Origin of the sequence: Aureimonas altamirensis, from assembly GCF_023702225.1 — a bacterium.
Taxonomy (GTDB): Bacteria; Pseudomonadota; Alphaproteobacteria; order Rhizobiales; family Rhizobiaceae; genus Aureimonas; species Aureimonas altamirensis_B.
In genome coordinates this window covers 427289-451431 of record NZ_JAMQCO010000002.1, presented here as the reverse complement: position 1 = coordinate 451431, position 24143 = coordinate 427289, and the positions used below count along the sequence as shown (strand labels likewise).

The window sequence follows — 24143 nt, the reverse complement described above, 5'->3', positions numbered from 1 at the left end:
GCCCACGCTGCCGCATGCAAGGAAACGCAAATCCATGGACTTCCTGACGTCGATCCGCAACGCGCTGGTGCCCGTGCACAAGGCCGGCTACCCTTTCATCGCAGGCTTCTTCATCGTCGGGTTGCTGCTCGGCCTTCTCTGGGAACCCCTGTTCTGGCTGTTCCTGATCCTGACCGTATGGTGCGCCTATTTCTTCCGCGATCCCGAGCGGGTCACGCCGCAGGCCGATCACATCGTCGTCAGCCCGGCCGATGGCCGCGTATCGCTGGTCGGCCATGTCGTGCCGCCGGCCGAGCTTCAACTCGGGGATGAGCCGATGCTGCGCATCTCGATCTTCATGAACGTCTTCGACTGCCACATCAACCGTGCGCCGGTCCGTGGCGGCATCCTGCGGATCGCCTATCGCGAGGGCCAGTTCAAGAATGCCGAGTTGGACAAGGCGAGCGAGGTCAACGAGCGTTCGTCCATGGTGCTGGCCGGCCCCTTCGGCGAGGTGGGCGTGGTGCAGATCGCCGGTGCGGTTGCCCGGCGTATCGTCAGTTTCGTCCGCGCGGGCGGATCGCTGGAGGCCGGCGAGCGTTACGGCCTGATACGCTTCGGCTCCCGGCTCGACGTCTATCTGCCCGATGGCACCGTGCCGCGCGTGGCGGAGGGGCAGCACGCCACGGCGGGCGAAACGGTGATCGCCGAATATGGAGAAAGGCTGGCCACCTGGCCGTCGCGGAGGGACTGACGCCAGTGACGCAAGACGGAAACGACAAGCAGGACGAGACGCTCGGCGGCACGCGCTATTATTCCCGTATCCCGATCCGTCACATCGTACCCAACGTCATCACCATCCTGTCCATATGCGCCGGCATGACGGGCATCCGCTATGCTTTCGAAGGGCGGTTCGAACTGGCCGTCGTGCTGGTTCTCGGCGCGGCCTTCCTGGACGGGATCGATGGCCGCATCGCCCGTTTCGTCAACGGCCAGAGCCGGTTCGGCGCGGAGATGGATTCGCTGGCCGATGTCGTCAATTTCGGCGTTGCGCCCGCTTTGCTGCTCTATGCCTATACGCTGCACGATGCCGGCGCGGTGGGCTGGATCGCCGCGCTGCTTTATGCCAGCGGCTCGGCCCTGCGGCTCGCGCGCTTCAACACCATGCTGGACGAGCCGAACAAGCCGGCATGGAAGAGCGCCTTCTTCACCGGCGTGCCGGCCCCGGCCGGCGCGGCGCTGGCGCTGTTTCCCGTCTATCTCGGATTTAGCGGCGACGGCACCGGGTTTCCGCAGGTGACGGCGGCATTTTCGTCCGTCTACCTCGTCGTGGTCGGCCTTCTGATGGCAAGCCGCATACCGACCTATTCGGGCAAGACGATCGGAATGCCGGTGCGGCGGGAGTATGTGGTGCCGGCCGTGCTGGTGGTCGTTCTCTATATCGGCCTGCTGCTCAGCTTCTTCTGGGAAACCCTGACGCTTTCCGTGGTCGCCTATTATGCGTTGATGCCGTTCGGCGTGCGCTCCTACCGCAAGGCGGAAGCGCAGCACCGGCTTCACTCCTGATCCGCCGTGGGTGTTCCCGACGCTGAATGATACAGCGCGCGGATTTTCTCGATATCCACGCTCGGGGCGGGGAGTTTCATATCCAGCCCGTCGAGCGTTTTCGCGATGATGTGCGAAATGGCCAGGTTGCGAAACCATTTTCGGTCCGAAGGGATCACGTACCAGGGTGCGTGTTCGGTGGAGCACTTCTCCAACGCGTCCTCATAGGCCGTCTGGTAGGCGTCCCAGTGGGGGCGCTCCGAATAGTCGGATTCGCTGATCTTCCATTGCCGCGCCGGGTCGGCCAACCGCTGCTCGAAGCGCCGCAATTGCTCGGCCGGGGATATGTGCAGGAAGAATTTCAGGATCGTCGTACCCTGCGCCGCCAGCATCGCCTCGAAATCGTTGATCATGCGGTAGCGCCCGGACCAGACCGCCTCCGGGACGAGATCGTGGACGCGGACCACCAGCACGTCCTCGTAATGCGAGCGGTTGAACACCGCGACCTCGCCGAGGCCCGGCGTATGGGCATGGATGCGCCAGAGAAAGTCGTGGCGCAGCTCTTCGGCAGTCGGTTGCTTGAAGCTTTTGACCACCGTGCCCTGCGGATTCATGGCCGACATGACATGCCAGCAGGTTCCATCCTTGCCGGCGGCATCCATGCCCTGCAACACGATAAGAAGAGCGTGCCTGCCCTCGCCATAAAGCTTCTGCTGCAGCTCGCCCAGCCGCTCGGCGTTTTTCGCAAGCTGCTTTCCTGCCGTCTTCTCGCTTTTGAAATCGCCGTGAAAACCGGTATCGATATCGGCCAGGCGAGGGCGCGTGCCGGGCTCTACCCTCAGTTTGCGACGCAGGCCCATCCGACGCTCCTTCGCCGGGCCGGGCCCGCAGGCGCTCAGTCGGGCATATGGTAGTTGAGAAAGCGGTTCTGGCGAACGTCGAACAGAAGCCCGGTTTCCGTCAAGTCCGGAAAGGCGAGGTGCAGCATCGTCGCCGCCACATCGGCGGGACGCGGCAGCGTTTCAGGATCCTCGCCGGGCATGGCCAGGGCGCGCATGGCAGTGCGTGTGCCCCCGGGGTTCACCGAATTGACCCGCAGCGGCAGGCTGCGCGTTTCGTTCGCCCAGGAGCGGATCATCGCTTCGCCGGCGGCCTTGGTGGCGGCGTAGAGGCCCCAATAGGCCTTGGTCGAATGCGCCGCGCCGGATGACAGGAAGATGGCGCGCCCGGCATCGGACAGACGCAGGAGCGGGTCGGTGGTGCGGATCATCCGCCATGTCGCATCCACGTTGACGCGCATGGTCTTGTCAAAGGTCTTGGCCTCGATATGGCCCAGCGGCGCGAGCACGCCCAAGGCTCCGGCATTGAGAACCAGCACGTCCAGCTTGCCCCAGCGATCGTAGATGGCCCCGCCGAGCCGGTCGATGCCTTCCATGTCCGTCAGGTCCAGCGGAACCAGCGTGGCCGACCCGCCGGCGGACTTGATCTCGTCATCCAGCTCTTCCAGGCCGCCGACCGTACGCGCGACCGCGACGACATGTGCACCTTCGCCCGCAAGCTGCTTCGCCAGGAAATAGCCGATGCCGCGCGATGCGCCCGTTACGAGGGCGATACGCCCGTCTAGCCTGCCTGCCATTCCGGATTCCCGAAGCTGTGGAAGATCGTTGCGCGCAGCGTCAGCCGTTGCCGGCCATCACCGCAAGATGATGAACATTGCTGGCCGGCGCTTCGCGGTCCCGCAGCCGGGTGGGGTAGTCGCCGGTGAAATAGTGGTCGGTGAACTGCGGGGAGGCGTCGTTACGCGCCTCGCCTCCGACCGCGTGATAGAGGCCATCCAGCGACAGGAAGGCTAGGGAGTCCGCTCCGATGAAGCGGCACATCGCTTCGAGGGATTCATGCTGGTTCGCAAGCAGCTTTTCGGCGTCCGGCGTGTCGATGCCATAGAAATCTGGGTAGAAGATCATCGGGCTGGCCACGCGGATATGCACTTCCGTCGCACCGGCATCGCGGATCATCTGGACGATCTTGACCGAGGTCGTGCCGCGCACGATGGAGTCGTCCACCAGCACGACACGCTTGCCCTCGATCATCGCCCGGTTGGCGGAGTGCTTCAGCTTGACGCCGAAGGCGCGGATCTGCTGGGTCGGCTCGATGAAGGTGCGGCCCACATAGTGGTTCCGGATGATGCCCAGCTCGAAGGGAATGCCGCTTTCCTGGGCGAAGCCGATCGCCGCCGGCGTACCGCCATCGGGCACCGGCACGACGACATCGGCCTCCACCGGGGCTTCCTGCGCCAGATGGACGCCCATCCGCTTGCGGGCCGTGTAGACGTTGCGCCCGCCGACGACCGAGTCCGGCCGCGCGAAATAGACATATTCGAAAAGGCAGAGGCGTTCCGGCGCAGGATTTTCGGCCTTGCGGGATTCCACCGAGATGGAGCCGTCCGGCTGGATCTCGCAGATGACGACTTCGCCGTTTTCCACGTCTCGGATGTAGCGTGCCCCGATGATGTCGAGCGCACAGGTTTCCGAGCAGAAAATCGGCTTTCCGTCGAGTTCGCCCATGACCAGCGGGCGGATGCCGATCGGATCGCGCGCGGCGATCAGCTTGGTACGCGTCAGCGCAAGCATCGAGTATCCGCCTTCAACATGGCGGATCGCGTCGATGAAGCGGTCGGAGGAGGAGACCTGCCGCGAACGGGCGATGAGGTGCAGAACTACTTCGGTATCGGAGGTCGACTGGCAGATCGCGCCATCGGCGATCAACTGTCGGCGCAGCGTCAGCCCGTTCGTGAAGTTGCCGTTATGGGCGATGGCGATGCCGCCGACTTCCAGTTCGGCGAAGAGCGGCTGGACGTTGCGCAAGGCCGTTTCACCCGTGGTGGAATAGCGCACGTGGCCAATGGCCATGTGGCCGGGCAGGCGCGCCAGCACGGCCGGGTCGGTGTAATGGTCGCCGACGAGGCCCATGCGCTTTTCGGTGTGAAACTGCCGACCGTCGAAGCAGACGAGGCCGGCCGCTTCCTGCCCGCGATGCTGCAGGGCATGCAGGCCCAGCGCCGTCAGCGTGGCGGCATCGGGATGGCCGAGAATGCCGAAGACGCCGCATTCCTCGTGGAGGGTATCGCCGTCGATGTCGTCGAAAGGTGTTTCGCCCATGTCAAACTCGTTCCCGAACGGAAGGCCCGATACCGCGCTTCTACCGCGTGGCTGGCCTCCATATGGGGGCGATCACGCGAAACGCGAAACAAAAATGAAACCGGCGCGAAAACGATCGCGCCAGTCGGGTCGCTTACCCCTCCAATTCCAGTCGGCTTCGGCCTCGATCTGCCCCCGCGAAGCCGCTTGAGCAGCCTTGTGCCTGACACCAGCCCGAAAATCAATCGGCCTGTGGTTGCTGGCCCTGGATCGCGTCGTCGATCGAGCCGGGCTCGGCCTGCTCGGACGGGGCTTCCGCACCGCCGATGTCCGTTTCGGAGGCAGGCGGCGGACCGAGGCGCTGGTTCACGTAGTCTACCAGCCCGTCCATGCTGCCGACGAGCTGGTTGCCGAGATCGTCCAGGAAGGGCTTGGACTGCGCGTCGGCGATCTGCGGATGTTGCTGGTCCGGGTTGAGCCAGTTCAGGAATACGACCGCCACCACCATCAGCAGGACGCCGCGCGCGGCGCCGAACAGGAAACCGAGGATCCGGTCCACCGCGCCGACGCGGCTGTCGATGATGAAGTCCGCGATATGCATGGTGATCAGCGATACGATGATCAGCGTGATCAGGAAGATGCCCAAGGCCGTTACGCCCATGGCGACGGTCGGCTGCGATATGTACTGCTCGGTGAAGGGGGTGAGCTGCGGAAAGAAGAACCATGCGGCGGCGGCGGCCACCACCCAGCTGACGATGGACAGCACCTCGCGCGAGAAGCCGCGCACCATCGCGAGGATCGCCGAAAGGAGGGTGATGACGACGAGCGCGACGTCGAGCAGGGTGATGTTCATACCGGTCCTTGGCTAGGCGATCTCGTTGCAACGCGTGTCTTACACTCGCGGATGCGGCGAAAATCAAGCATTCCTTTTATCCTGCCCGCTGGCAATGCGCGCGACGAGGTCCGCAAGCGCCGATACTTCGCCGATGCGGAAACCGCGCGGCCCTTGGAGATCCTGCCCGGATTGCGGCAGGACGGCGCCGCGGAACCCCAGCTTCTCGGCTTCCTTGACGCGCTGTCCCGCATGAGCCACGGGCCGGACCGCACCGGACAGGCTCACTTCGCCGAAATAGACGCAATCGGCCGGCAGCGCGCTGCCCGACAGCGAGGATACCAGCGCCGCGGCGACCGCCAGGTCGGCGGCCGGCTCGTTGATCCGATAGCCTCCGGCCACGTTCAAATACACGTCATGCTGGCCGAGGCGCACCCCGCAATGGGCCTCCAGCACGGCCAGCACCATGGCAAGGCGCGGCTGGTCCCAGCCGAGCACGGACCGCCGCGGCGTGCCGAGCGGCGAGGGCGCGACCAGCGCCTGGATTTCCACCAGCACGGGACGCGTTCCCTCGATGGCGGCGAAAACCGCCGCACCGGGCGCCTTGTCGTTGCGTTCTCTGAGAAACAGTTCCGACGGGTTGGACACCTCTCGCAGGCCGCCGTCGCCCATCTCGAAGACGCCGATCTCGTCGGTGGGGCCGAAGCGGTTCTTCACCGTCCGCAGGATGCGGTAGTGATGCCCGCCCTCGCCCTCGAAATAGAGGACGCCGTCCACCATGTGCTCCACCACGCGGGGCCCGGCGATCTGCCCCTCCTTGGTGACATGACCCACCAGGATGACGGCCGTTCCGGTGGACTTGGCATAACGGATCAGCGCCTGGGCGGCCGAGCGGACCTGCGTCACGGTGCCGGGGGCGGAGTCCGCCGTATCGGTCCAGATGGTCTGGATGGAGTCGATGATGACGAGGTCGGGCCGCCCGCCTTCCGACAGCGTGGCCAGGATATCCTCGATATTGGTTTCGGCCATGAGCTGCACCGACGTATCGGCGGCATGCAGGCGCTGCGCCCGCAACCGCACCTGTGCCACGGCCTCCTCGCCCGAAACATAGATCACGCCATGGCCCCGGCGCGCCAGCGCCGCGGCGGCCTGCATCAACAGGGTGGACTTGCCGATGCCGGGATCTCCGCCCACCAGAAGCGCCGAGCCGCGCACGATGCCGCCGCCGGTGACCCGGTCGAGTTCCGCGATGCCGGATACGATGCGCGGCGCTTCCTCGGTTTCCCCGGACAGGGGAAACAGCGCCGAAACCCGGCCTTTCCGCCGTCCGGCCTTTGCCGGTCCGCCGCCGATGCCGCCGGCCTGGTTTTCCTCGACGATCGTGTTCCACTCGCCGCAGGCATCGCACTTGCCCTGCCAGCGATTGTAGACCGCACCGCAGTTCTGGCAGATGAAGCTGATCTTCGCCTTCGCCATCCGCTCAGATCCAGACCCGTCGCACGCGGGATCCGATCCCGGTGAGAAGCTCGTAGGCGATGGTGCCTGCACGGACGGCGACATCGTCGATCGGGATGTTGGGGCCGAAGAATTCAACCTCGCTTCCCGGCCGTACCGCCCCTTCCGGCTGGCCGGAAATGTCCACCATGCTCATGTCCATCGATATGCGACCGACGATCGGCGCGCGATGCCCGGCGACATGCACCAGCGGCGGCGCGCCTTGCCCCCCGGTGCTGCTTTCGGAGGCAGACCGTGGATAGCCGTCGGCGTAGCCGAGGCCCACGGTGGCGACGCGGGCCGGGCGCTTGAGCTTCACCAGCCCGCCATAGCCGACATGCTCGCCGCGCTTGACGTCCGCCACCTGCAGGACATGCCCGACGAGGCGCGCGACGGGCCTCAGCGCGCCGCTGGCTTCCAGCGAAGCCTGGCCGCCATAGAGGCAGATGCCTGGGCGCGTCAGGTCGAAATGGAATTGCGGACCGCGCAGGATGGCGGCGGAGTTTGCCAGGGAGCGCGCCACGAATGGAAAGCGGTTCGCCAGTTTTCGGAAGCGTTCGAGCTGCTCGTCGGCAAGCCCGGAACCGGGTTCGTCGGCGGTAGCGAGATGGCTCATGACAAGGGCCAGGTCCAGCCGGCCCTGGGCGGCAAGCTCGGCTGCCTTGCGGCTTTGCAGGTCGGTGAGGCCAAGCCGGTGCATCCCGGTTTCCAGTTGCAGCCCGGCGACGCCGGGCAGGGCATCGTCATCCGTCTCGTCACCCTGCGCCCACAGCGAGACGTCGTCCGGCGTGGAGAGGATGGGGATCAACCTGTGGCTGCGGCATAGATGCGCCGCGTGCCCATCCAGACCCTGCAGGACGAAGATGCGGCAGTTCTTGCCGGGCATGGCTTCGCGGATCTCCGCGCCTTCTTCGGCCCAGGCCACGAAGAAATCGCGGCAGCCCGCGCCGAACAGCGCCTTGGATGCGATGACGCCGCCGAGGCCGTAGCCATCGGCCTTCACCGCGGCGCCGGTTCGCGCTTCGGGGGCCAGCATGGCAAGGGTGCGCCAATTGGATTTCAGTGCCCAGGAATCGATCTCGACGAAGGGCGCACGCGGCATAGCGGTAAGGGACATGGTCTTTGGGTCTTCCGCCGCTATTCGAAGCGTTCGGGCATGTGCGACTCCTCGGCCAGATCCGAGAACCGGGTAAATTCGGCCTGGAAGGCCAGCGGCACGGTGCCCGTCGGGCCGTGGCGCTGCTTGGCGATGATGACCTCGGCCTTGCCGCGCGCCTCGTTCATCGCCTGCTGCCACTTCAAATGCTCTTCGGTGCCGGCTTTCGGCTCCTTGCTCTGCAGGTAGTATTCGTCGCGATAGACGAACATGACCACGTCGGCGTCCTGCTCGATGGAGCCGGATTCGCGCAGGTCGGCCAACTGCGGGCGCTTGTCTTCCCGCGATTCCACCTGGCGCGAAAGCTGGGACAGCGCGATGATCGGCACCGCGAGTTCCTTCGCCAGGGCCTTCAGCCCGGTGGTGATCTCGGTGATTTCCTGAACGCGGTTTTCCGAGGCGCGCCTGGAGGAACCCTGCATAAGCTGGACATAGTCGATCACCATCACGTCCAGCCCGCGCTGGCGCTTCAGCCGCCGTGCACGCGCCGCGAGCTGGGCGATGGAGATGCCGCCGGTCTGGTCGATATAGAGCGGCGCGCGCTGCATCATCTCGGTGCAGGCGACCAGCTTGGCATATTCGGCATCGGTGATGTTGCCGCGCCGGATCTTGGACGAGGAGACCTCGCTCTGCTCGGAGATGATGCGGGTGGCAAGCTGCTCGGCCGACATTTCCAGGGAGAAGAAAGCGACGACGCCGCCATTCTTGGCCTTGAAGGAGCCGTCGGCCTGCTCTGCCGGCTCGTAGGCGTTGGCGATGTTGAAGGCGATGTTGGTGACGAGCGACGTCTTGCCCATGGCCGGACGGCCGGCCAGGATGACGAGGTCGGAGGGCTGCAGGCCGCCCAGGCGCCGGTCCATCTCGCGGATGCCGGTCGATATGCCGGAAAGGCCGCCATCTCTGTCCTTGGCGGCGCCGGCCATCTCGATCGCCAGCGCCATCGCATCGGAGAAGGGCTGGAAGCCGCCGTCGTATCGGCCCGTTTCCGCAAGTTCGAACAGCTTGCGCTCGGAATCCTCGATCTGCTTCTTCGGCTCCATGTCGAGAGGGGCGTCGAACGCGTCGTTGACCATCTCCTCGCCGATGCGGATCAGCGACCGGCGCAGGGCGAGATCGTAGATGCCGCGGCCGTAATCGGCCGCGTTGATGATCGTGGTCGCTTCCGCCGCCAGCCGCGCGAGATACTGGGCGACGGTGATGTCGCCCACCTTGTCGTTGGCCGCCAGGAAGGTCTTGATCGTCACCGGGTTGGCGATCTTGCCCATGCGGATCATCTCGGACGCCTTGCCGAAGATCTCGCGGTGCAGCGGCTCGAAGAAATGATCCGGCTTCAGGAAGTCGTGGACGATGTAATAGGCGTCGTTGTTGACCAGGATCGCGCCCAGCAGGGCCTGTTCGGCCTCGATGTTCGAGGGCGCCTCCCTGTAGGGAAGCCCATCCTGCTCAAGCTTGCGCGCCGCATCGGCCATGCGCGGACCCCTTCGATACCATCGTGATCGGATGAAGACTAAAGCCATTCGTCGGGGATGACGATTGCTCCAGCCGAAGGCGTGCGCCTTCTTCACCGGACAAATACAGCTTCTTTTCACAGATGTGGAAAAAATGGCGGTGCTTCCGTCCCGTTCCGGGCGAACGGCCCGCAAGTGCGGGGCTTTACGTCATGCTTTACACATGGAAAAGGCCGGACAGAAGCCCGGCCTTTCCTGTGGATAGGGTGTGCGCTCCCGAATCGGGCGGGCAATGCGCCTCAGGCGCGATCTTCGGTTTCGGCCTCGGCTTCGCCGTCCTCGCCGGCCTCTTCCTCGCCCTCTTCGAGCACTTCTTCTTCCTCTTCGTCGGCGCCGTAGATGGCGTCGGCGGAGGTGAGCGTCTCACCGCGTGCCTGACGGTCGGCCTCTTCCTGCGAGCGGGCGATGTTCAGCTCGACGCTGGCCTCGACCTCGGCATGAAGCGCAATGGCGACCGTGTGCAGGCCGATAAGCTTGATCGGCTGGTTCAGCTCGACCGAGTTGCGGCTGATCGAGAAGCCTTCGTTGCGGATCAGCTCCGCGATATCGCGGGCCGAGACCGAACCGTAGAGCTGGCCCGTCTCGCCGGCCGAGCGGACGATGACGAAGCGCTTGCCGTCGAGCTGTTCGGCGATGGCCTGGGCTTCCGACTTGCGCTCCTCGTTGCGGGCGATCAGCTGGGCCTTCTGCGCTTCGAAGCGCGCGCGGTTGGCCTCGTTGGAGCGCAGGGCGCGGCCGGTCGGCAGAAGATAGTTGCGGGCGTAGCCGTCCTTGACGCGGACGGTTTCGCCGAGCTGGCCAAGGCGCGCGATGCGCTCGAGCAGGATGACTTCCATTGTATGTTCCTTTCGGGTGTCGAATGAGGGTTCAGGGTCTGTCTTCGGCCCGCGCTTTCGCCACATCGACGAGGCCGATGATCAGGAATGCGAAAAGCGGGATGGAAAGAAGGAATATCGCGGCATAGGCGCTGAACAGGATCAGCCCCCGGCCCGACATGGACCGTGTGCGACGATGCATGGCGGCAAGGCCGACCAGCGTGAAGGCCATGCCGAAGGCGCCGCACACGACGGCGGCTACGGTGCCGATGCCGCCGCCGAAGAAGGAGACGGCCAAGGCCACGGCAAAGATCGGCAGCGCGGCGCGGGGCAGGCCCGCCTGTGCCGGAATGTCGTCTTTGGGCCGGTTCAGGCGGCCGCTGGCACGCGTGATGACGGCGGCCAGATACAGCATGAACGTCAGGAGAGCGACCAGCAGCGCCGGCTGGATGAATGGGATGATGCGCACCGCAAGCGCCGTCAGCTCGCGAAGCTGGGCCTCGTCCTCCGTGGAGAACGTGCCGGATGCGGTAAAGGCGTTGGCCAGCTCCGGCCCGAACTCCTCGGCGTTGAAGCCGATCATCCAGCCCAGGATCACGCAGCCCACGATCGCCATCAGGCAGATCCCCATCAGGATGCGCGACAGGGGATACCAGTCCAGCGGCGGGACGCCGGTGCGCGCGTCTTCCGGCCCCGCGGGGCGGGCAAGACCGGCCAGATGCCCGATCCAGGCCGCGGGACCGGCCATCGCAACCACCAGCGGTACGCTGACGAGCATGGATCCGCTAGACAGGATCACGGCGAGCGCCGCAACGACCACGGCAATGAAGCCGGCGCGCGAGCCCCAGCCGAGGCTGGCGATGAAGATGGGAAGCGGTGCGAGAAACGTCAGGAATGCCCCGCCCTGGGTCTGGGCGATGAGACCGGCGAACAACAGCGCGCTGGCGAGGCCGGCGGCGAAGGATACGAGGAGGGCTTGTTTCTGCATGTCGGTGTCGCTGTCCTGCGTTTCGCAGTTAGGGGCACGTGCCCCAACTCGGCTCAAGGTCACGCCGCCCCGGCCGAGCGGGGAGGCGAGGCGGCGGGGCGCCGAAAGCGCCCCGCTGCGCGATGCCTACTTCAGGACGTAGGGCAGAAGGCCGAGGAAGCGCGCGCGCTTGATGGCGCGGGCCAGCTCGCGCTGGTTCTTCTGCGAGACGGCCGTGATCCGCGAAGGAACGATCTTGCCGCGCTCGGAGATGTAGCGCTGCAGAAGGCGAACGTCCTTGTAGTCGATCTTCGGCGAGTCGCTCGCCGCGAACGGGTCGGACTTGCGACGACGATGGAACGGGCGACGGGTCGGGAGCTGGGCGATATCGACCATTATGCGGCCTCCTCGTTGCGCTCGCGGCGGGGACGGCCACCACGGTCACCGCCATCGCGACCGTCGCGGTCGCCACGGCGGGGGCGGTCGTCGCGCTTCTGCATCATGGCGGAGGGGCTGTCTTCGTGCTCCTCGACGCGGATGGTCATGTAGCGCAGGATGTCTTCGTTGAAGCGCATCTGACGCTCCATCTCTTCCACGGCGGCTGCCGGGGCGTCGATGTTGACGAGCGTGTAATACGCCTTGCGATTCTTCTTGATGCGGTAGGACAGGGTCTTCAGACCCCAGTTCTCAACCTTGCCGACCTTGCCGCCATTGGCTTCCAGCACGCCGCGATACTGCTCGACGAGGGCGTCGACCTGCTGGCTGCTGATATCCTGGCGGGCAAGGAATACGTGCTCGTAGAGCGCCATATCGATTGCCTTTCCGTGTTTCTCTTTCGTACGCTGCCCGGCATCAGCGGCTAAGCCTCTGCGACTCCCCCTGAAAGCGGCCGCGAAGTGCCGAACATGGAAAGGCGCGTCGAGTGAGACGGTCGAGAGCGGGGACACGGGAAGCGCAGGCACCAAGGCCGAGCGGCACGCAAATGCCGCCCCTTCCGTTCAGCCCCCGGCTGACGAACGGGCATTGACGGGCCGCGACTTACGCTATTTCGATGCATTCCGCAAGGCGTCGCTTGACTTGAAGCGCGCTTGCCCCGATTGGCGGGGCCAGTCAGACAAGCCGGAGACGATAACCCTCATGAAACTCGCATTGGTATTTCCGGGGCAGGGCAGCCAGTCCGTCGGCATGGGCCGCGAACTCTACGACGGCGTGCCGGAGGCGCGGGCCGTCTTCGAGGAGGTCGACGAGGCGCTGGGCGAGAACCTGTCCAGGCTGATCTTCGAGGGGCCGGAGGAAACGCTGACCCTGACGGCCAATGCGCAGCCCGCGCTGATGGCGGTGTCGCTGGCAGCGATGCGCGCCCTCGAGGCGCGGGGCTTCGATCTTTCGTCCGCGTCCTACGTCGCCGGCCACTCGCTCGGCGAGTATTCAGCGCTTGCGGCGGCGGGCTCCATCGGCGTCGGCGAGACGGCGCGCCTGCTGCGCATCCGCGGCGAGGCGATGCAGGCCGCCGTGCCGGCCGGGCGAGGGGCGATGGCCGCCATCATGGGGCTTGAAGCCGACGCGCTGGAGGCGATCTGCCAGGAGGCGTCGGGCGAGGGAAGCGTGCAGGTAGCCAACGACAATGGCGGCGGACAACTGGTCATCTCCGGCGACAAGGCGGCGGTGGACCGGGCCATGGCGCTGGCGTCCGACCGCGGCGCCCGCCGGGCCATCGCGCTGTCGGTGTCGGCTCCGTTCCACAGCGCATTGATGCAGCCCGCCGCCGACCGCATGGCCGAGGCGCTGCTCGGCGTCGAGATCGCGCAGCCGCGCGTGCCGCTGATCGCCAACGTGCTGGCGGCGCCTTCGTCCAGCCCCGAGCGCATCCGCAGCCAGCTCGTGGAGCAGGTGACCGGGCAGGTGCGCTGGCGCGAGAGCATGGCCTTCCTGGCGGAGGACGGTGTCGACACCCTGTTTGAAGTGGGCGCCGGTAAAGTGCTATCGGGCCTTGCGAAGCGAATTGACAAGCGGCTCGCCGCGCAGTCGGTCGGCACTCCGGCCGATATCGATGCGGCACTGGCGAAGCTGCAGGGGGAGTGACGATGTTCGATCTTTCTGGCCGCAAGGCACTGGTGACGGGCGCCAGCGGCGGTATCGGCGAGGCGATCGCCCGCCTTCTGCATGCGCGTGGCGCGACCGTCGGCCTGCACGGCACCCGCCGCGAGAAGCTGGACGAGCTGGCCGGCGACCTCGGCGACCGGGTCCATGTGCTGCCCGCCGATCTCGGCACACGGGAAGGGCAGACCGGCCTGGGCGAGGTCGCGGACGCGGTGATGGAAGGCGTCGATATCCTCGTCAACAATGCGGGAATCACGCGGGACGGGCTTTTCGTCCGCATGTCCGACGCGGACTGGGACGCCGTTCTGGAAGTCGACCTGACCGCGACCTTTCGACTCACGCGCAGCCTGACGCACCAGATGATGCGGCGCCGCTATGGCCGCATCGTCAACATCACCTCCATCGTGGGCGTGACGGGCAATCCCGGCCAGACCAATTATTGCGCGGCCAAGGCCGGCATGATCGGTTTCTCGAAGTCGCTGGCGCAGGAGATCGCCTCGCGCAACGTGACGGTGAACTGCATTGCGCCCGGCTTCATCGAGAGCGCCATGACCGGCAAGCTCAACGACAAGCAGAAGGACGCGATCATGGGGGCCATCCCCATGAAGCGCATGGGTACGCCCGAGGACATCGCGACGGCGACGCTTTTCCTTGCCTCCGAGGAAGCGGCCTATGTTACGGGTCAGACAATTCATGTGAATGGCGGAATGGCCATGATCTGATATGGGTGCGCGGGCCGGTTCGACGGCCCGGTTGCCCCCAGCTTTTTGGGCCCGGAGACGCCAAAACGCCAGCACTCCGCAGTCAGGCCGCTTGATTAACCGTCCGGCGGCGTCTAACGAAAACGGCGAAACCCATCTCATTAGAGGATTGAATATGAGCGATACCGCTGAACGGGTGAAGAAGATCGTCGTCGAACATCTTGGCGTCGAACAGGAGAAGGTGACCGAGAACGCCAGCTTCATCGACGACCTCGGCGCCGACAGCCTGGACACGGTCGAACTCGTCATGGCTTTCGAGGAAGAGTTCGGCGTCGAGATCCCGGACGATGCCGCCGAGACGATCCTGACGGTCGGCGACGCCGTGAAGTTCATCGAAAAGAATCAGGGCTGATTTCTTTTCAATCCATATCGGCTTCCGGCGGGCCAGATCGCTCGCCGGGCCGGCATTCTGTATCGAAGGGTACGTGATGAGGCGTGTCGTCATAACCGGTCTTGGCATGGTTTCGCCCTTGGCCAACGGTGTTGAGGAAAGCTGGAGCCGTCTTCTGGCGGGCAAGAGCGGCGCAGGCCGGGTCACGAGCTTCGAAGTCGACGATCTGGCCTGCCAGATCGCCTGCCAGATTCCCCTGGGCGACGGCAGCGAGGGCACCTTTAACGCCGACCTGGTGATGGAGCCCAAGGAACAGCGCAAGGTGGACCCCTTCATCGTCTATGCCGTCGCGGCGGCGGACGAGGCGTTGAAGGACGCCGACTGGGCTCCGCAATCCGACGAAGATCAGGTCCGCACCGGCGTTCTCATTGGCTCGGGCATCGGCGGCCTGGAAGGCATCGTCGAGGCCGGCTACACGCTGCGCGACAAGGGCCCGCGCCGGATATCACCGTTTTTCATTCCCGGCCGCCTGATCAATCTGGCGTCGGGCCATGTGTCGATCCGCCACCACCTGCGCGGCCCGAACCACTCCGTCGTCACCGCCTGCTCGACCGGCGCGCACGCCATCGGCGACGCCGCCCGGCTGATTGCCCTGGACGATGCTGACGTCATGGTTGCCGGCGGCACCGAATCCCCCGTCTGCCGCATCGCCCTGGCGGGCTTCGCGGCCTGCAAGGCACTCTCGACGGACCGGAACGACGAACCCACCAAGGCGTCGCGGCCCTATGATTCGGACCGCGACGGTTTCGTGATGGGCGAAGGCGCCGGGATCGTGGTGCTCGAAGAGTACGAGCATGCCAAGGCGCGCGGCGCCAAGATCTACGCCGAAGTGGTCGGATACGGCCTTTCCGGCGATGCGTATCACATCACGGCACCCTCCGAGAACGGCGAAGGGGCAGAGCGCTGCATGCGCGCTGCGCTGAAGCGGGCCGGGCTGGAGCCGTCCGCGATCGATTACATCAACTCGCACGGCACCTCCACGATGGCCGACACGATCGAGCTCGCGGCCGTCGAGCGCGTGCTGGGCGACCATGCGCCCAACGTGTCCATGTCGTCGACGAAGTCGTCGATCGGGCATCTGCTGGGCGCGGCCGGCGCCGTCGAGGCCATCTTCGCCACGCTGGCCATTCGTGACAATGTCGCGCCCCCGACCTTGAACCTCGATACGCCTGCCGTCGAAACCAGGATAGACCTCGTTCCGCATGTGAAGCGCGAGCGGAAGATCGATGTCGCCCTGTCGAACTCGTTCGGATTCGGCGGCACGAACGCGACGCTCGTCCTGCAGCGCGTTACCGACTGAGCCGGACCACCCGGAAGTGGCGCAACCCTCGGGTGTAGCGCCTTTCCGTCATCCGTCTTTTGCCATATTGGCGATGTAGCACCGACCGCATCTCCGCAATCACCGACCCGAGGGCCTGTATTCCGTGAGCGATGTGACGAAGGGCGGCACGCCGAACGATTCTGTCGACGCCAGACGCGGCCTGAAGGGCCGCTCCAAACGCTCGCGCGGGGCGGTCGTCGTCTTCCTGAATTTCTGCCTGAGCCTGGCCGTCATCACGGTGATCGGCGGCGCGGCGCTGTTCTACTGGGGCAAGTTCCAGTTCGAGCGCGCTGGACCGCTGACCGAGGAGAAGGTCGTCATGGTACCGCGCGGTGGCGGGCTTTCGAGCATCTCGGACTCGCTCCAGTCGGCCGGCGTCGTCTCCAACGCGCTGATCTTCCAGGCCGGCGTTCGTTTCTCCGGCGCGGCATCGCAGTTGAAGGCCGGCGAATACGCATTCGCGCCGGGCACCTCGATGCGCGGCGTGATGGAAAAGCTGGAGACGGGCCGGTCCATCATGCATTCGGTGACGATCCCCGAAGGCTGGACGGTGGCGCAAATCTATGCCCGCCTCGAGGCCGACGACACGCTGGTCGGCAACCTGCCGCCGATGCCGGGTGAGGGCACCCTGCTTCCCGAAACCTACACGTTCACGCGCGGGGCCAGCCGCAGCGACATCGTCTCGCAGATGTCGGCGGCACAGGAGCGGCTCGTCAACGAGATTTGGGAGGGGCGTCAGGAGGGTCTTCCCGTCGACACGATCGAGGAATTCGTAACCCTGGCTTCCATCGTCGAGCGGGAAACGGGCGTCGACGCGGAGCGCCCGCACGTGGCTTCCGTGTTCATCAACCGCCTGCGCCAGGGCATGCGGCTGCAGTCGGATCCGACATTCATCTACGGCATCTGGGGTGGCGCGGGTAAACCGTCCGGAGAGCCGTTGCGCCGCTCCCACATCCAGAGCAACACCCCTTACAACACCTACGTGATCAACGGTTTGCCGCCGGGCCCGATCGCCAATCCCGGCCGCGCCGCCCTGGAGGCCGTGGCTCATCCGCTCGACGCGGACGATCTGTATTTCGTCGCCGACGGAAGCGGCGGCCATGCCTTTGCCCGGACATTGGCGGACCACAACCGCAACGTCGCACGCTATCGCGAGTTCATGCGCCAGCAGGGCGCTGCGGCCGAAGACGCCGCCGCGGACGCCGATCTGGTCGAGTAGGGAAGGCACGAGATGGGCAAGCCCGTTGCCAGCATGACGGGCTTTGCCCGTGCCGAGGCGAACCATGGTGACTGGCGTATCGTCTGGGAACTGCGGTCCGTGAACGGCAAGGGTCTCGATGTTCGCCTTCGTCTTCCCACAGGGCTGGAAAGCCTGGAATTCGATGCGCGCCGCAAGCCTGCTTCCCGCCTGACGAGGGGCAATGTCCAGATGTCGCTGCAGGTGCAACGCGGCGCCTCGCCTCCGCAGCGCGCGATCAATCGCCAGGCGCTTTTGGCCTACGTTGCGGAAGCGCGATGGCTCGTCACCGAGGGGCATGCCTCGCCGCCCACCGCCGACGGACTTCTGGCCCTGAAGGGCGTTCTCGACTCCACCCCCGACGAGGCGCTCGATGCCGAAGCGGAGCTGGCGTCTGCGGCGCTCGATACGCTGGATCGCGCCCTGGAGGATCTGGCGTCCGCCCGGGCTGCCGAAGGCGCCGAGATCGCTTCGGTTCTGGTTCGTCGCCTCGATGAGATGGCAGGGCTTGCAGCGGCCGCGGAGGCAGACCCGGCCCGAACCGTGGACGCCATCCGTTCGCGGCTTCGCGGCCAGGTGGAGGCGCTCCTGTCAGCGACGGCGGTTGTGGATGAGGGGAGGCTGGCGCAGGAGGCCGCCCTTCTGACGACGCGCGCCGACATCCGCGAGGAACTCGACAGGCTGCATGCGCATATTGCCGCGGCGAGGGCCCTTTTGTCCGAAGGTGGCGCAATCGGACGTCGCCTGGATTTTCTATCACAGGAATTTAACCGGGAATCGAATACGCTCTGCGCGAAATCGAATGCGGCCTCGCTGACTGCCATCGGATTGCAGTTGAAGGTCGTGGTGGACCAATTCAGGGAGCAGGTTCAAAACATCGAATGAGGCCGTTGATCGACACCGAATCCCCATTGCCCATCGCGCGGCGTGGATTGATGCTCGTCATCTCCTCTCCATCCGGAGCGGGGAAGTCCACGATCGCGCGGAACCTGCTGGAGCAGGATTCGCGCTTTTCCCTGTCGGTCAGCGTTACCACTCGGACGCGCCGCGCCAGCGAAATCGACGGCGTCCATTATCACTTCATCAGCCGCGAGGAATTCATCCGCCTGCAGACGGGCGATGCCCTGCTGGAATGGGCCGAGGTCCACGGCAATCTCTACGGGACGCCCCGGGACGCCGCCGAAAAGGCGATGCGGGAAGGGCGCGACATGCTTTTCGACATCGACTGGCAGGGTGCGCGGCAACTGCAGGAGCAGGCCAAGACGGATATCGTCTCCATCTTCATCCTGCCGCCCTCCATGGCGGAGTTGCGCTCGCGCCTGAACCGCCGCGCCGAGGATTCCGCCGAGACGATCCAGATGCGCCTTCGGAACGCGAAGGTCGAGATCGAGCGCTGGCGCGACTATGAGTATGTCGTCATCAATGACGATCTGGACCGGGCCTTCGCGGCGGTGTTGTCGATCGTCAATGCCGAGCGCCTGCGGCGGGACCGGCGGCCCGGGCTGTTCGATTTCACGGCGGCGTTGCTGGAAGAAGCCGACAAGCTGATGGACGGCTGACCGCCGGAACCTGTCAGATTTCACGGTCCTGGGCCAGATTGGCCAGATGGACGAATTCCTCGACACTCAAGGTCTCTGCCCGGCGCTGGGGATCGATTCCGGCCCGGTCGAGAAGTTTTTCCCCGCCGGCCGCTTTCAGGCTCTGGCGCAGCATCTTTCTGCGCTGTCCGAAGGCAAGCGCGGTTATCTTTTCGAGTTGCGACAGGTCGACGGGCAAAGGCTTTGTTCGCGGCGTGATCTGCACGATCGAAGAGGTGACCTTGGGCGGCGGGGTGAAGGCCTGCGGCGATACGTCGAACAGGATCTCCGCCTCGGTGCGCCAGCCGCACAGAACGCCGAGACGGCCATAATGATCGTCGTTCTCACGGGCCACGATGCGTTGGGCAACCTCACGCTGGAACATCAGTGTCAGGGAGGTCCAGGGTGGCGGCCACGCGTCGGTCGTCACCAGATTCAGCAGGATCTGCGTTCCGACATTGTAAGGCAGGTTCGCAACGACCTTGAACGGGCTCCCGGCCAGCGCCGGCAGGTCCACCTGCAGTGCGTCGCCCGGTACGACGGTCAGTCGGCCCGGATAGGCCTCCGCGATGGCCTGCAAGGCGGGAAGGCAGCGCTCGTCCTTTTCCACCGCGATCACATGCGCCGCGCCTTCGGCCAGGAGCGCACGGGTCAGGCCGCCGGGCCCCGGCCCGATCTCGACGATCGTGGCATCGGCCAGGGGTTTTGCCTGCCGCGCGATGCGCGCCGTCAGATTGAGGTCGAGAAGGAAGTTCTGCCCCAAGGCCTTGCGTGGCTCCAGGCCGTGGCTGGCCAGAACCTCGCGCAGAGGGGGCAGTGTGTCGATACGGCTCATGCGTCGCCGCTGCCCGCACGAATGGATGCCATGCGGCTTGCCAGTGTCAGCGCGGCGATGAAGCTGGCGGCGCGCGCCTTCCCGGTACCCGCGATGGCCGCCGCCGTTCCGTGATCCGGCGATGTACGGATGATCGGAAGGCCGAGTGTGACGTTGACCGACTCGTCGAAACCCAGCGTCTTCACCGGGATGAGCGCTTGATCGTGATACATGCAGAGCGCCACGTCGTAGGTGCTGCGCGCCTGCGCATGGAACATCGTGTCTGCGGGGAGCGGCCCGTGGACCGTGATACCGTCCCGGCGCAGGCGCTCGATGGCCGGGGCCACGATCTCGATGTCCTCGCGGCCCATCGCGCCCTGCTCGCCGGCATGGGGGTTCAGCCCGGCGACGGCCAGGCGCGGTTGGGCAATGCCGAAATCGCGCTTCAGGTGCCGCGCGACGATGCGCCCGGTGGCGACGACGAGCTCCGTCGTCAAGGCCCTGGGCACCTCGCTCAGCGGAATATGGATGGTCACCGGTACGCTCGACAGCTCCGGCCCGGTCAACAGCATCACGGGTTGAATGCTATGGCCGCTATGGCGCTGGCACAGCGCGGCCAGAAACTCGGTATGCCCCGGGTGGTCGAAGCCCGCGTCGTAGAGGGTCTTTTTCTCGATGGGCGCCGTTACCAGGGCCACGGCCCGGCCCTCGAGCGTGTACCGGGTTGCCCGCTCGATGGATTCGATCGTGCCGGCGGCGTTGGCCGGGTTCGTCGCGCCCGGCTCGTCCTCATGTCTGTTCTGAAGAGGCAGCACGGGCAGGGCAGAAGGAAAGGCGGCGACCGCATCTTCCGGCCGCTCGATGACGGCTACGGAAAGGTCGATCCCCAGCCGCTCCGCGCGGCTTTCGAGCATGCCCGGGTCTGCAACCGTGAAGAAGGGCGCGAGGTTGAACAGCGCCCTGTCCCGGTGACATGTCAGGACAAGATCCGGCCCGATTCCGGACGGCTCCCCCACCGAGACGGCCAGGGGCAGCCCCGCCACGGATGGCGACGTCATCGACGGACGATCGTCGCCTGGTCGCGCAGCTTCTTGAGAAGGGCCGCATCGGGTTCGGAGGCGCTGAGCGACTCCAGATCCTTGGCCTGGTAGACGAGCTGCGCCGCATGGTCGTCCGAGATCCGGCGCGTGTTGCACACGGCGATGAATTCGACGCCGCGCTCCGTCACCTGCGGACGCGTGGTGCCGCCGGCCGAAAGCCGGCTGATTTCATCCTTCCAGCGGGGGGGCAGCTCCGGCTGCGCGACGCGGCCGAGATCACGCACCGTCACGTCGCGCAGTCCGCGTGCAAGCTGGAAGGCGCTGTCGCAGCTCTGGAAGCGCTGGCGCATCGCATTCGCCTCGGCCGTGCGCCGATCCCGCGAGGCGCCCTGCGGCAGCACGAAGACGATCTGCTGCAAGGTGTACTCCGTGGTGGTAGGCTTTTCCCCGCCCTGCTGCAGCATGCGCTGCACCACGTCCTGCTCGCTCAGGCGTTCCGTCTGCTGAACGTTCATGCGGACGGCCTGGCCCCAGCCCATCTGGACGCGGATATAGTCCTTGAAGGCGTCTCCCGAGAAGCCGGCCTGCCCGAACAGCTGTCCCAGTTGCGCAATCGACAGATTGTTCTGGCGCGCGAAGTTGGCATAGGCCTCTTCCACCGCGCTATCCGGAATGGAGATACCGCGACGGCGTATCTCCTGCTTCTTCACGGCCTCGTCGATCAATTCCTTCGTGGCCGCGTCGGCGCTGGCCGGTGCGCGCCGCAGCCGCAGGAAGGCCTGCCGAAGCTGGATCTGGTAGGAGGTGATCGCCTGCCTGTTGACGACAACCTTGACTTCCGTCGCCGCGATCGCCGGCTTTGCGGAAAGCGGAAGCGGTCCGACGGCGCCCAGGGCGGCCAGGGCCGCTACGGCGGCGCCCGCGAGAAAACGCTTCTTGATCATCGATGTCTAAGGCTCCCGTTCATCCGGTTCGGCCGCTTTTCTAAGCGTATTATGGCCGATACGAAACAGCTTTGGCAAAAGAATGATCGTCAAGCCGCTTTCGAGAGCACGCTCCCGTGTCCTCAGTCTTCGCCAAGGCCATAATTGAAGTCGGTTTCGACCAGCGTCCTCAGGCTCAGCGTAACCATCAGCTTCGATTCGGACGATGTCAGCTGATAGCGATCGTCGGTGCTCTGATACTGCGCGATGAGGCTGAAGCACTCGTCGGCATAGCCGACGCCGAAGCTGCGCGAGATGACCGACTCGTTCTCGAGATCGTAGCCGATGGAGCCGAACGCCCGGATCGAATCCGTCAGCTGGACGCTGGCGGCCGTGGTGATCTGCTGGCGGTCCACCGGCAGGCCATAGACCGGCTGGGCGGCGATCTGCGAATAGATGACCGACCCGCCCACCTTGCCGTAGGAGAAGCTGGAGGAAAGATCGGTGCGCCGCAATTCGAGATCGCTTTCGTCGAAGCGGCCCTGCGCTCCGAGCGTTATGCCCAGCGGCACGGTCAGGGCAACGCCCGCGACATAGTCCGAACGGTCGGTTTCCAACCCCGAATCATAGCCCACCAGCGCAAGATTGTCCTGCGCATAGGGGTTCTCTCCCGCCAGGTGGAAAGACTGGCCGGCCACGGCGTTGAGGAAATAGCCGGTGCCGAACACGCCTGAATACTGGACGCCCACATTGGCGCGCGTTCCACCTTCGATCCGGTCGTAGCCGGAGAACTTGTCGTGCGAGAAGAGGTTCGCCGTGTTGAAGACGAGCGTCTGTGCGTCTTCGTTGGGCAGCATTCCGGCCTTGGAGGCGTCGGGCCTCACGAGAAGCTGTGCGATCGGCTCGATCAGGTGGGAGGTGCGCTCCGTCTCGATGAGATAGGGATAACGCGCCTCGATCGCAGCCGTCGCCATTCCGCGAACGCCCGTCTCGTCGATCGAGAAGGCGCCGAGATCGGAATAGAGCGTCCCGTAGTCGAAGCCGTCGGCGCGCATGTCCGCGCGATAGACGTCGCCCCGTACATTGGCCGACGGGGTCAGCACAAGCCCGGCGTCGGTGATGAAATCGCGCTTCCAGTTGGCTTCCACAGTCCCGCGCGAGTAGTCCCCCTCCAGTGCGTTCCGGCGGAACGTGTCCGTCCAGTAGGGGAAGCCCGTCGAGCCGTCGCAGACGCCTTCGGTGTAGAAGCCGGGCCGGCACACCAGCAACGACGCGGGAAAGCTGTCGTCGCGCCGGATATTGGTGATGTTGGCGTTCAGTTGGAGCTGACCGCCATAGACGGGGTTTTCCGCGATATACTCGTAGTCGAGCGAGGGCAGGACATAGGGCTGCACCTCCTCGTTGAAGGTGTTCTGCGTCTGCACATCGAACTTCTGGGCCCTCAGGTCGAAGAAGCTCTGCGTGCCGAGGCCCGTCAGGTAGATTTCCGACGACCGGTAGACCTCGTTGAAATTGTCGATGCTGTAGACTTCGGAGAAGTTGGGATCGGTCTGCAGCAGGGCGTCCCAACCGAAGGTCCATCGTTCGTTGATGGCGAACCGGCCCGTGGTGCCGATCATTCCCCGGTTTTCCGGCGGGACGTCCTCGCGGAAGTTGATGCCGTCGGACCAGAAATCGTCGAACTCTTCGGGTTTGTTCTGCGAGATGCCGGCAGCCTGCAGCGTGAAATATCCGTTCTCGAAGGCCTGGCGATACTCGACCTCGCCGAGGAACCCCTGCTTGGAATAGTAGGTGCCGGCCACCGTGGCGTCGTAGCTGTCGGACAGGGCCAGGAAATAAGGCACCCGGAGTCCGAAGCCGGTCTTGTCGGACTGGACGAAGGATGGCGCCAGGAAGCCGCTGCGCCGCTTGACCGTCGGATCGGGCGTCGCGAAATACGGCAGGTAGGCGAGGGGCGCGCCGAACAGTTCGAAGCGCGCACCGTAATAGCGGATGATCTGCTCCTGCTGGTCCCAGACGATGCGGCGCGCCTTCACCTGCCACAAGGGCGGCCTATCCGGATTCTCGCGGCAGGCTTCGCAGGCCGTGTAGACGCCGCGCTCGAAAGTGGTGACCGAGCTGTTCTCGCGCACGGCCTCCGCCGCGGCAAGCCGGGTATTCTCGGGCGTCTCGATGCGCAGGGCCTTGATGAATCCGTCGGCAAAGTCGTCCGTGACGTCGAGCGCGTCCGCATAGATGCGGTTGCCGCCTGGCTCCACCAGTTCCACATCGCCCGCTGCGACCAGTCGCTTCAGGTTCTGGTCGTAGACGATCTGCCGCGCGACGAGCTTGTATTGCCCATAGTCGATCTGGACGCCGCCGGAGGCCGTGACGGTTGCGGTGTCGCTGTCGTAGGAGACGGTGTCCGCCTCGAGGAAGAGCTGGTCGCCCTCGTTGACGTTCACGTTGACGCCGAGCCCGCCCAGCGATTCCTGCGCAAACGCCAAACCGCCATGTGCGGTCATCGCACACAGGGCCGCGCCCGCCAGTAGCACGCCTTTCACAAA

General features: G+C 65.4%; 24 protein-coding genes. 9 read left to right on the top strand and 15 right to left on the bottom strand.

Translation table 11 applies throughout. From position 1 onward, the window contains the following. Positions 1-7: 7 nt before the first annotated feature. Positions 8-733, top strand: a complete 726-nt coding sequence (locus NDN16_RS04840) for a phosphatidylserine decarboxylase (RefSeq protein ID WP_285292435.1) — start codon at positions 8-10, stop codon at positions 731-733. A gap of 5 nt (positions 734-738) precedes the next feature. Further along, positions 739-1545, top strand: a complete 807-nt coding sequence (gene pssA / locus NDN16_RS04835) for a CDP-diacylglycerol--serine O-phosphatidyltransferase (protein WP_251112478.1) — start codon at positions 739-741, stop codon at positions 1543-1545. Here pssA and NDN16_RS04830 read toward each other — a convergent pair. From NDN16_RS04830 to rpsF, 11 genes are all read right to left on the bottom strand, one after another. Continuing rightward, on the bottom strand, positions 1536-2384 hold the full coding sequence (locus tag NDN16_RS04830; RefSeq protein ID WP_251112477.1) for a polyphosphate kinase 2 family protein: 849 nt from the start codon (positions 2382-2384) through the stop codon (positions 1536-1538). The two genes, pssA and NDN16_RS04830, sit on opposite strands and share 10 nt — an antisense overlap. Positions 2385-2419: 35 nt before the next feature. After that, positions 2420-3160, bottom strand: coding sequence for an SDR family NAD(P)-dependent oxidoreductase (locus NDN16_RS04825; RefSeq protein WP_251112476.1), 741 nt, complete (start codon positions 3158-3160; stop codon positions 2420-2422). A gap of 40 nt (positions 3161-3200) precedes the next feature. After that, positions 3201-4682 carry an amidophosphoribosyltransferase gene (gene purF, locus NDN16_RS04820; protein ID WP_251112475.1) on the bottom strand — a complete coding sequence of 494 codons (1482 nt, stop codon included), beginning with the start codon at positions 4680-4682 and terminating at the stop codon, positions 3201-3203. A 220-nt stretch (positions 4683-4902) separates the two neighbouring features. Next, positions 4903-5514, bottom strand: coding sequence for a CvpA family protein (locus NDN16_RS04815; RefSeq protein WP_251112474.1), 612 nt, complete (start codon positions 5512-5514; stop codon positions 4903-4905). Positions 5515-5577: 63 nt separating this feature from the next. Further along, the gene (gene radA, locus NDN16_RS04810; RefSeq protein WP_251112473.1) at positions 5578-6969 is read right to left on the bottom strand and encodes a DNA repair protein RadA; all 1392 of its coding nucleotides are present in this window, start codon (positions 6967-6969) and stop codon (positions 5578-5580) included. A gap of 4 nt (positions 6970-6973) precedes the next feature. After that, complete coding sequence (alr, locus tag NDN16_RS04805; protein ID WP_251112472.1) at positions 6974-8104, bottom strand: alanine racemase; 1131 nt, start codon at positions 8102-8104, stop codon at positions 6974-6976. A gap of 20 nt (positions 8105-8124) precedes the next feature. Next, positions 8125-9612 (bottom strand): replicative DNA helicase, encoded by a 1488-nt coding sequence (locus tag NDN16_RS04800; protein ID WP_251112471.1) that lies wholly within the window; start codon positions 9610-9612, stop codon positions 8125-8127. Positions 9613-9890: 278 nt separating this feature from the next. Next, on the bottom strand, positions 9891-10487 hold the full coding sequence (gene rplI, locus NDN16_RS04795; protein ID WP_251112470.1) for a 50S ribosomal protein L9: 597 nt from the start codon (positions 10485-10487) through the stop codon (positions 9891-9893). 31 nt (positions 10488-10518) lie between these two features. Next, complete coding sequence (locus NDN16_RS04790; protein WP_251112469.1) at positions 10519-11454, bottom strand: DUF2232 domain-containing protein; 936 nt, start codon at positions 11452-11454, stop codon at positions 10519-10521. Positions 11455-11580: 126 nt separating this feature from the next. Continuing rightward, entirely contained in the window at positions 11581-11829 is a 249-nt protein-coding gene (gene rpsR / locus NDN16_RS04785; protein WP_039193423.1) for a 30S ribosomal protein S18, read from the bottom strand. Continuing rightward, positions 11829-12242 carry a 30S ribosomal protein S6 gene (rpsF, locus tag NDN16_RS04780; protein WP_251112468.1) on the bottom strand — a complete coding sequence of 138 codons (414 nt, stop codon included), beginning with the start codon at positions 12240-12242 and terminating at the stop codon, positions 11829-11831. Before rpsF ends, rpsR begins: the two co-directional genes overlap by 1 nt. Before the next feature lie 328 nt (positions 12243-12570). Between rpsF and fabD the strand changes: the two genes are divergently transcribed. The 7 genes from fabD to gmk all read left to right on the top strand — a co-directional run bounded on the left by fabD (position 12571) and on the right by gmk (position 18802). Beyond that, on the top strand, positions 12571-13515 hold the full coding sequence (fabD, locus tag NDN16_RS04775) for an ACP S-malonyltransferase (protein ID WP_251112467.1): 945 nt from the start codon (positions 12571-12573) through the stop codon (positions 13513-13515). A 2-nt stretch (positions 13516-13517) separates the two neighbouring features. After that, positions 13518-14255: a 3-oxoacyl-[acyl-carrier-protein] reductase gene (gene fabG / locus NDN16_RS04770; RefSeq protein WP_251112466.1), complete on the top strand. Its 738-nt coding sequence runs from the start codon at positions 13518-13520 to the stop codon at positions 14253-14255. 154 nt (positions 14256-14409) lie between these two features. After that, entirely contained in the window at positions 14410-14646 is a 237-nt protein-coding gene (locus tag NDN16_RS04765; RefSeq protein ID WP_039193436.1) for an acyl carrier protein, read from the top strand. Positions 14647-14722: 76 nt separating this feature from the next. Then, positions 14723-15985 carry a beta-ketoacyl-ACP synthase II gene (gene fabF, locus NDN16_RS04760; protein ID WP_251112465.1) on the top strand — a complete coding sequence of 421 codons (1263 nt, stop codon included), beginning with the start codon at positions 14723-14725 and terminating at the stop codon, positions 15983-15985. Between the two features lie 115 nt (positions 15986-16100). Continuing rightward, the gene (mltG, locus tag NDN16_RS04755; protein ID WP_435301058.1) at positions 16101-17225 is read left to right on the top strand and encodes an endolytic transglycosylase MltG; all 1125 of its coding nucleotides are present in this window, start codon (positions 16101-16103) and stop codon (positions 17223-17225) included. 12 nt (positions 17226-17237) lie between these two features. Beyond that, positions 17238-18128, top strand: a complete 891-nt coding sequence (locus tag NDN16_RS04750) for a YicC/YloC family endoribonuclease (RefSeq protein WP_251112463.1) — start codon at positions 17238-17240, stop codon at positions 18126-18128. Further along, complete coding sequence (gmk, locus tag NDN16_RS04745; RefSeq protein WP_251112462.1) at positions 18125-18802, top strand: guanylate kinase; 678 nt, start codon at positions 18125-18127, stop codon at positions 18800-18802. Before NDN16_RS04750 ends, gmk begins: the two co-directional genes overlap by 4 nt. Before the next feature lie 13 nt (positions 18803-18815). Here the strand turns inward: gmk and rsmA are convergent, their stop codons facing one another. From rsmA to NDN16_RS04725, 4 genes are all read right to left on the bottom strand, one after another. After that, the gene (rsmA, locus tag NDN16_RS04740; RefSeq protein ID WP_251112461.1) at positions 18816-19655 is read right to left on the bottom strand and encodes a 16S rRNA (adenine(1518)-N(6)/adenine(1519)-N(6))-dimethyltransferase RsmA; all 840 of its coding nucleotides are present in this window, start codon (positions 19653-19655) and stop codon (positions 18816-18818) included. Beyond that, on the bottom strand, positions 19652-20692 hold the full coding sequence (gene pdxA / locus NDN16_RS04735; RefSeq protein ID WP_251112460.1) for a 4-hydroxythreonine-4-phosphate dehydrogenase PdxA: 1041 nt from the start codon (positions 20690-20692) through the stop codon (positions 19652-19654). The genes rsmA and pdxA overlap by 4 nt, the downstream gene beginning before the upstream one ends. After that, the gene (locus NDN16_RS04730; RefSeq protein WP_251112459.1) at positions 20689-21618 is read right to left on the bottom strand and encodes a peptidylprolyl isomerase; all 930 of its coding nucleotides are present in this window, start codon (positions 21616-21618) and stop codon (positions 20689-20691) included. Before NDN16_RS04730 ends, pdxA begins: the two co-directional genes overlap by 4 nt. A 122-nt stretch (positions 21619-21740) precedes the next feature. Next, a complete protein-coding gene (locus NDN16_RS04725; protein ID WP_251112458.1) occupies positions 21741-24140 on the bottom strand; it encodes an LPS-assembly protein LptD in 2400 nt (799 codons plus the stop codon). Positions 24141-24143 lie beyond the last annotated feature (3 nt).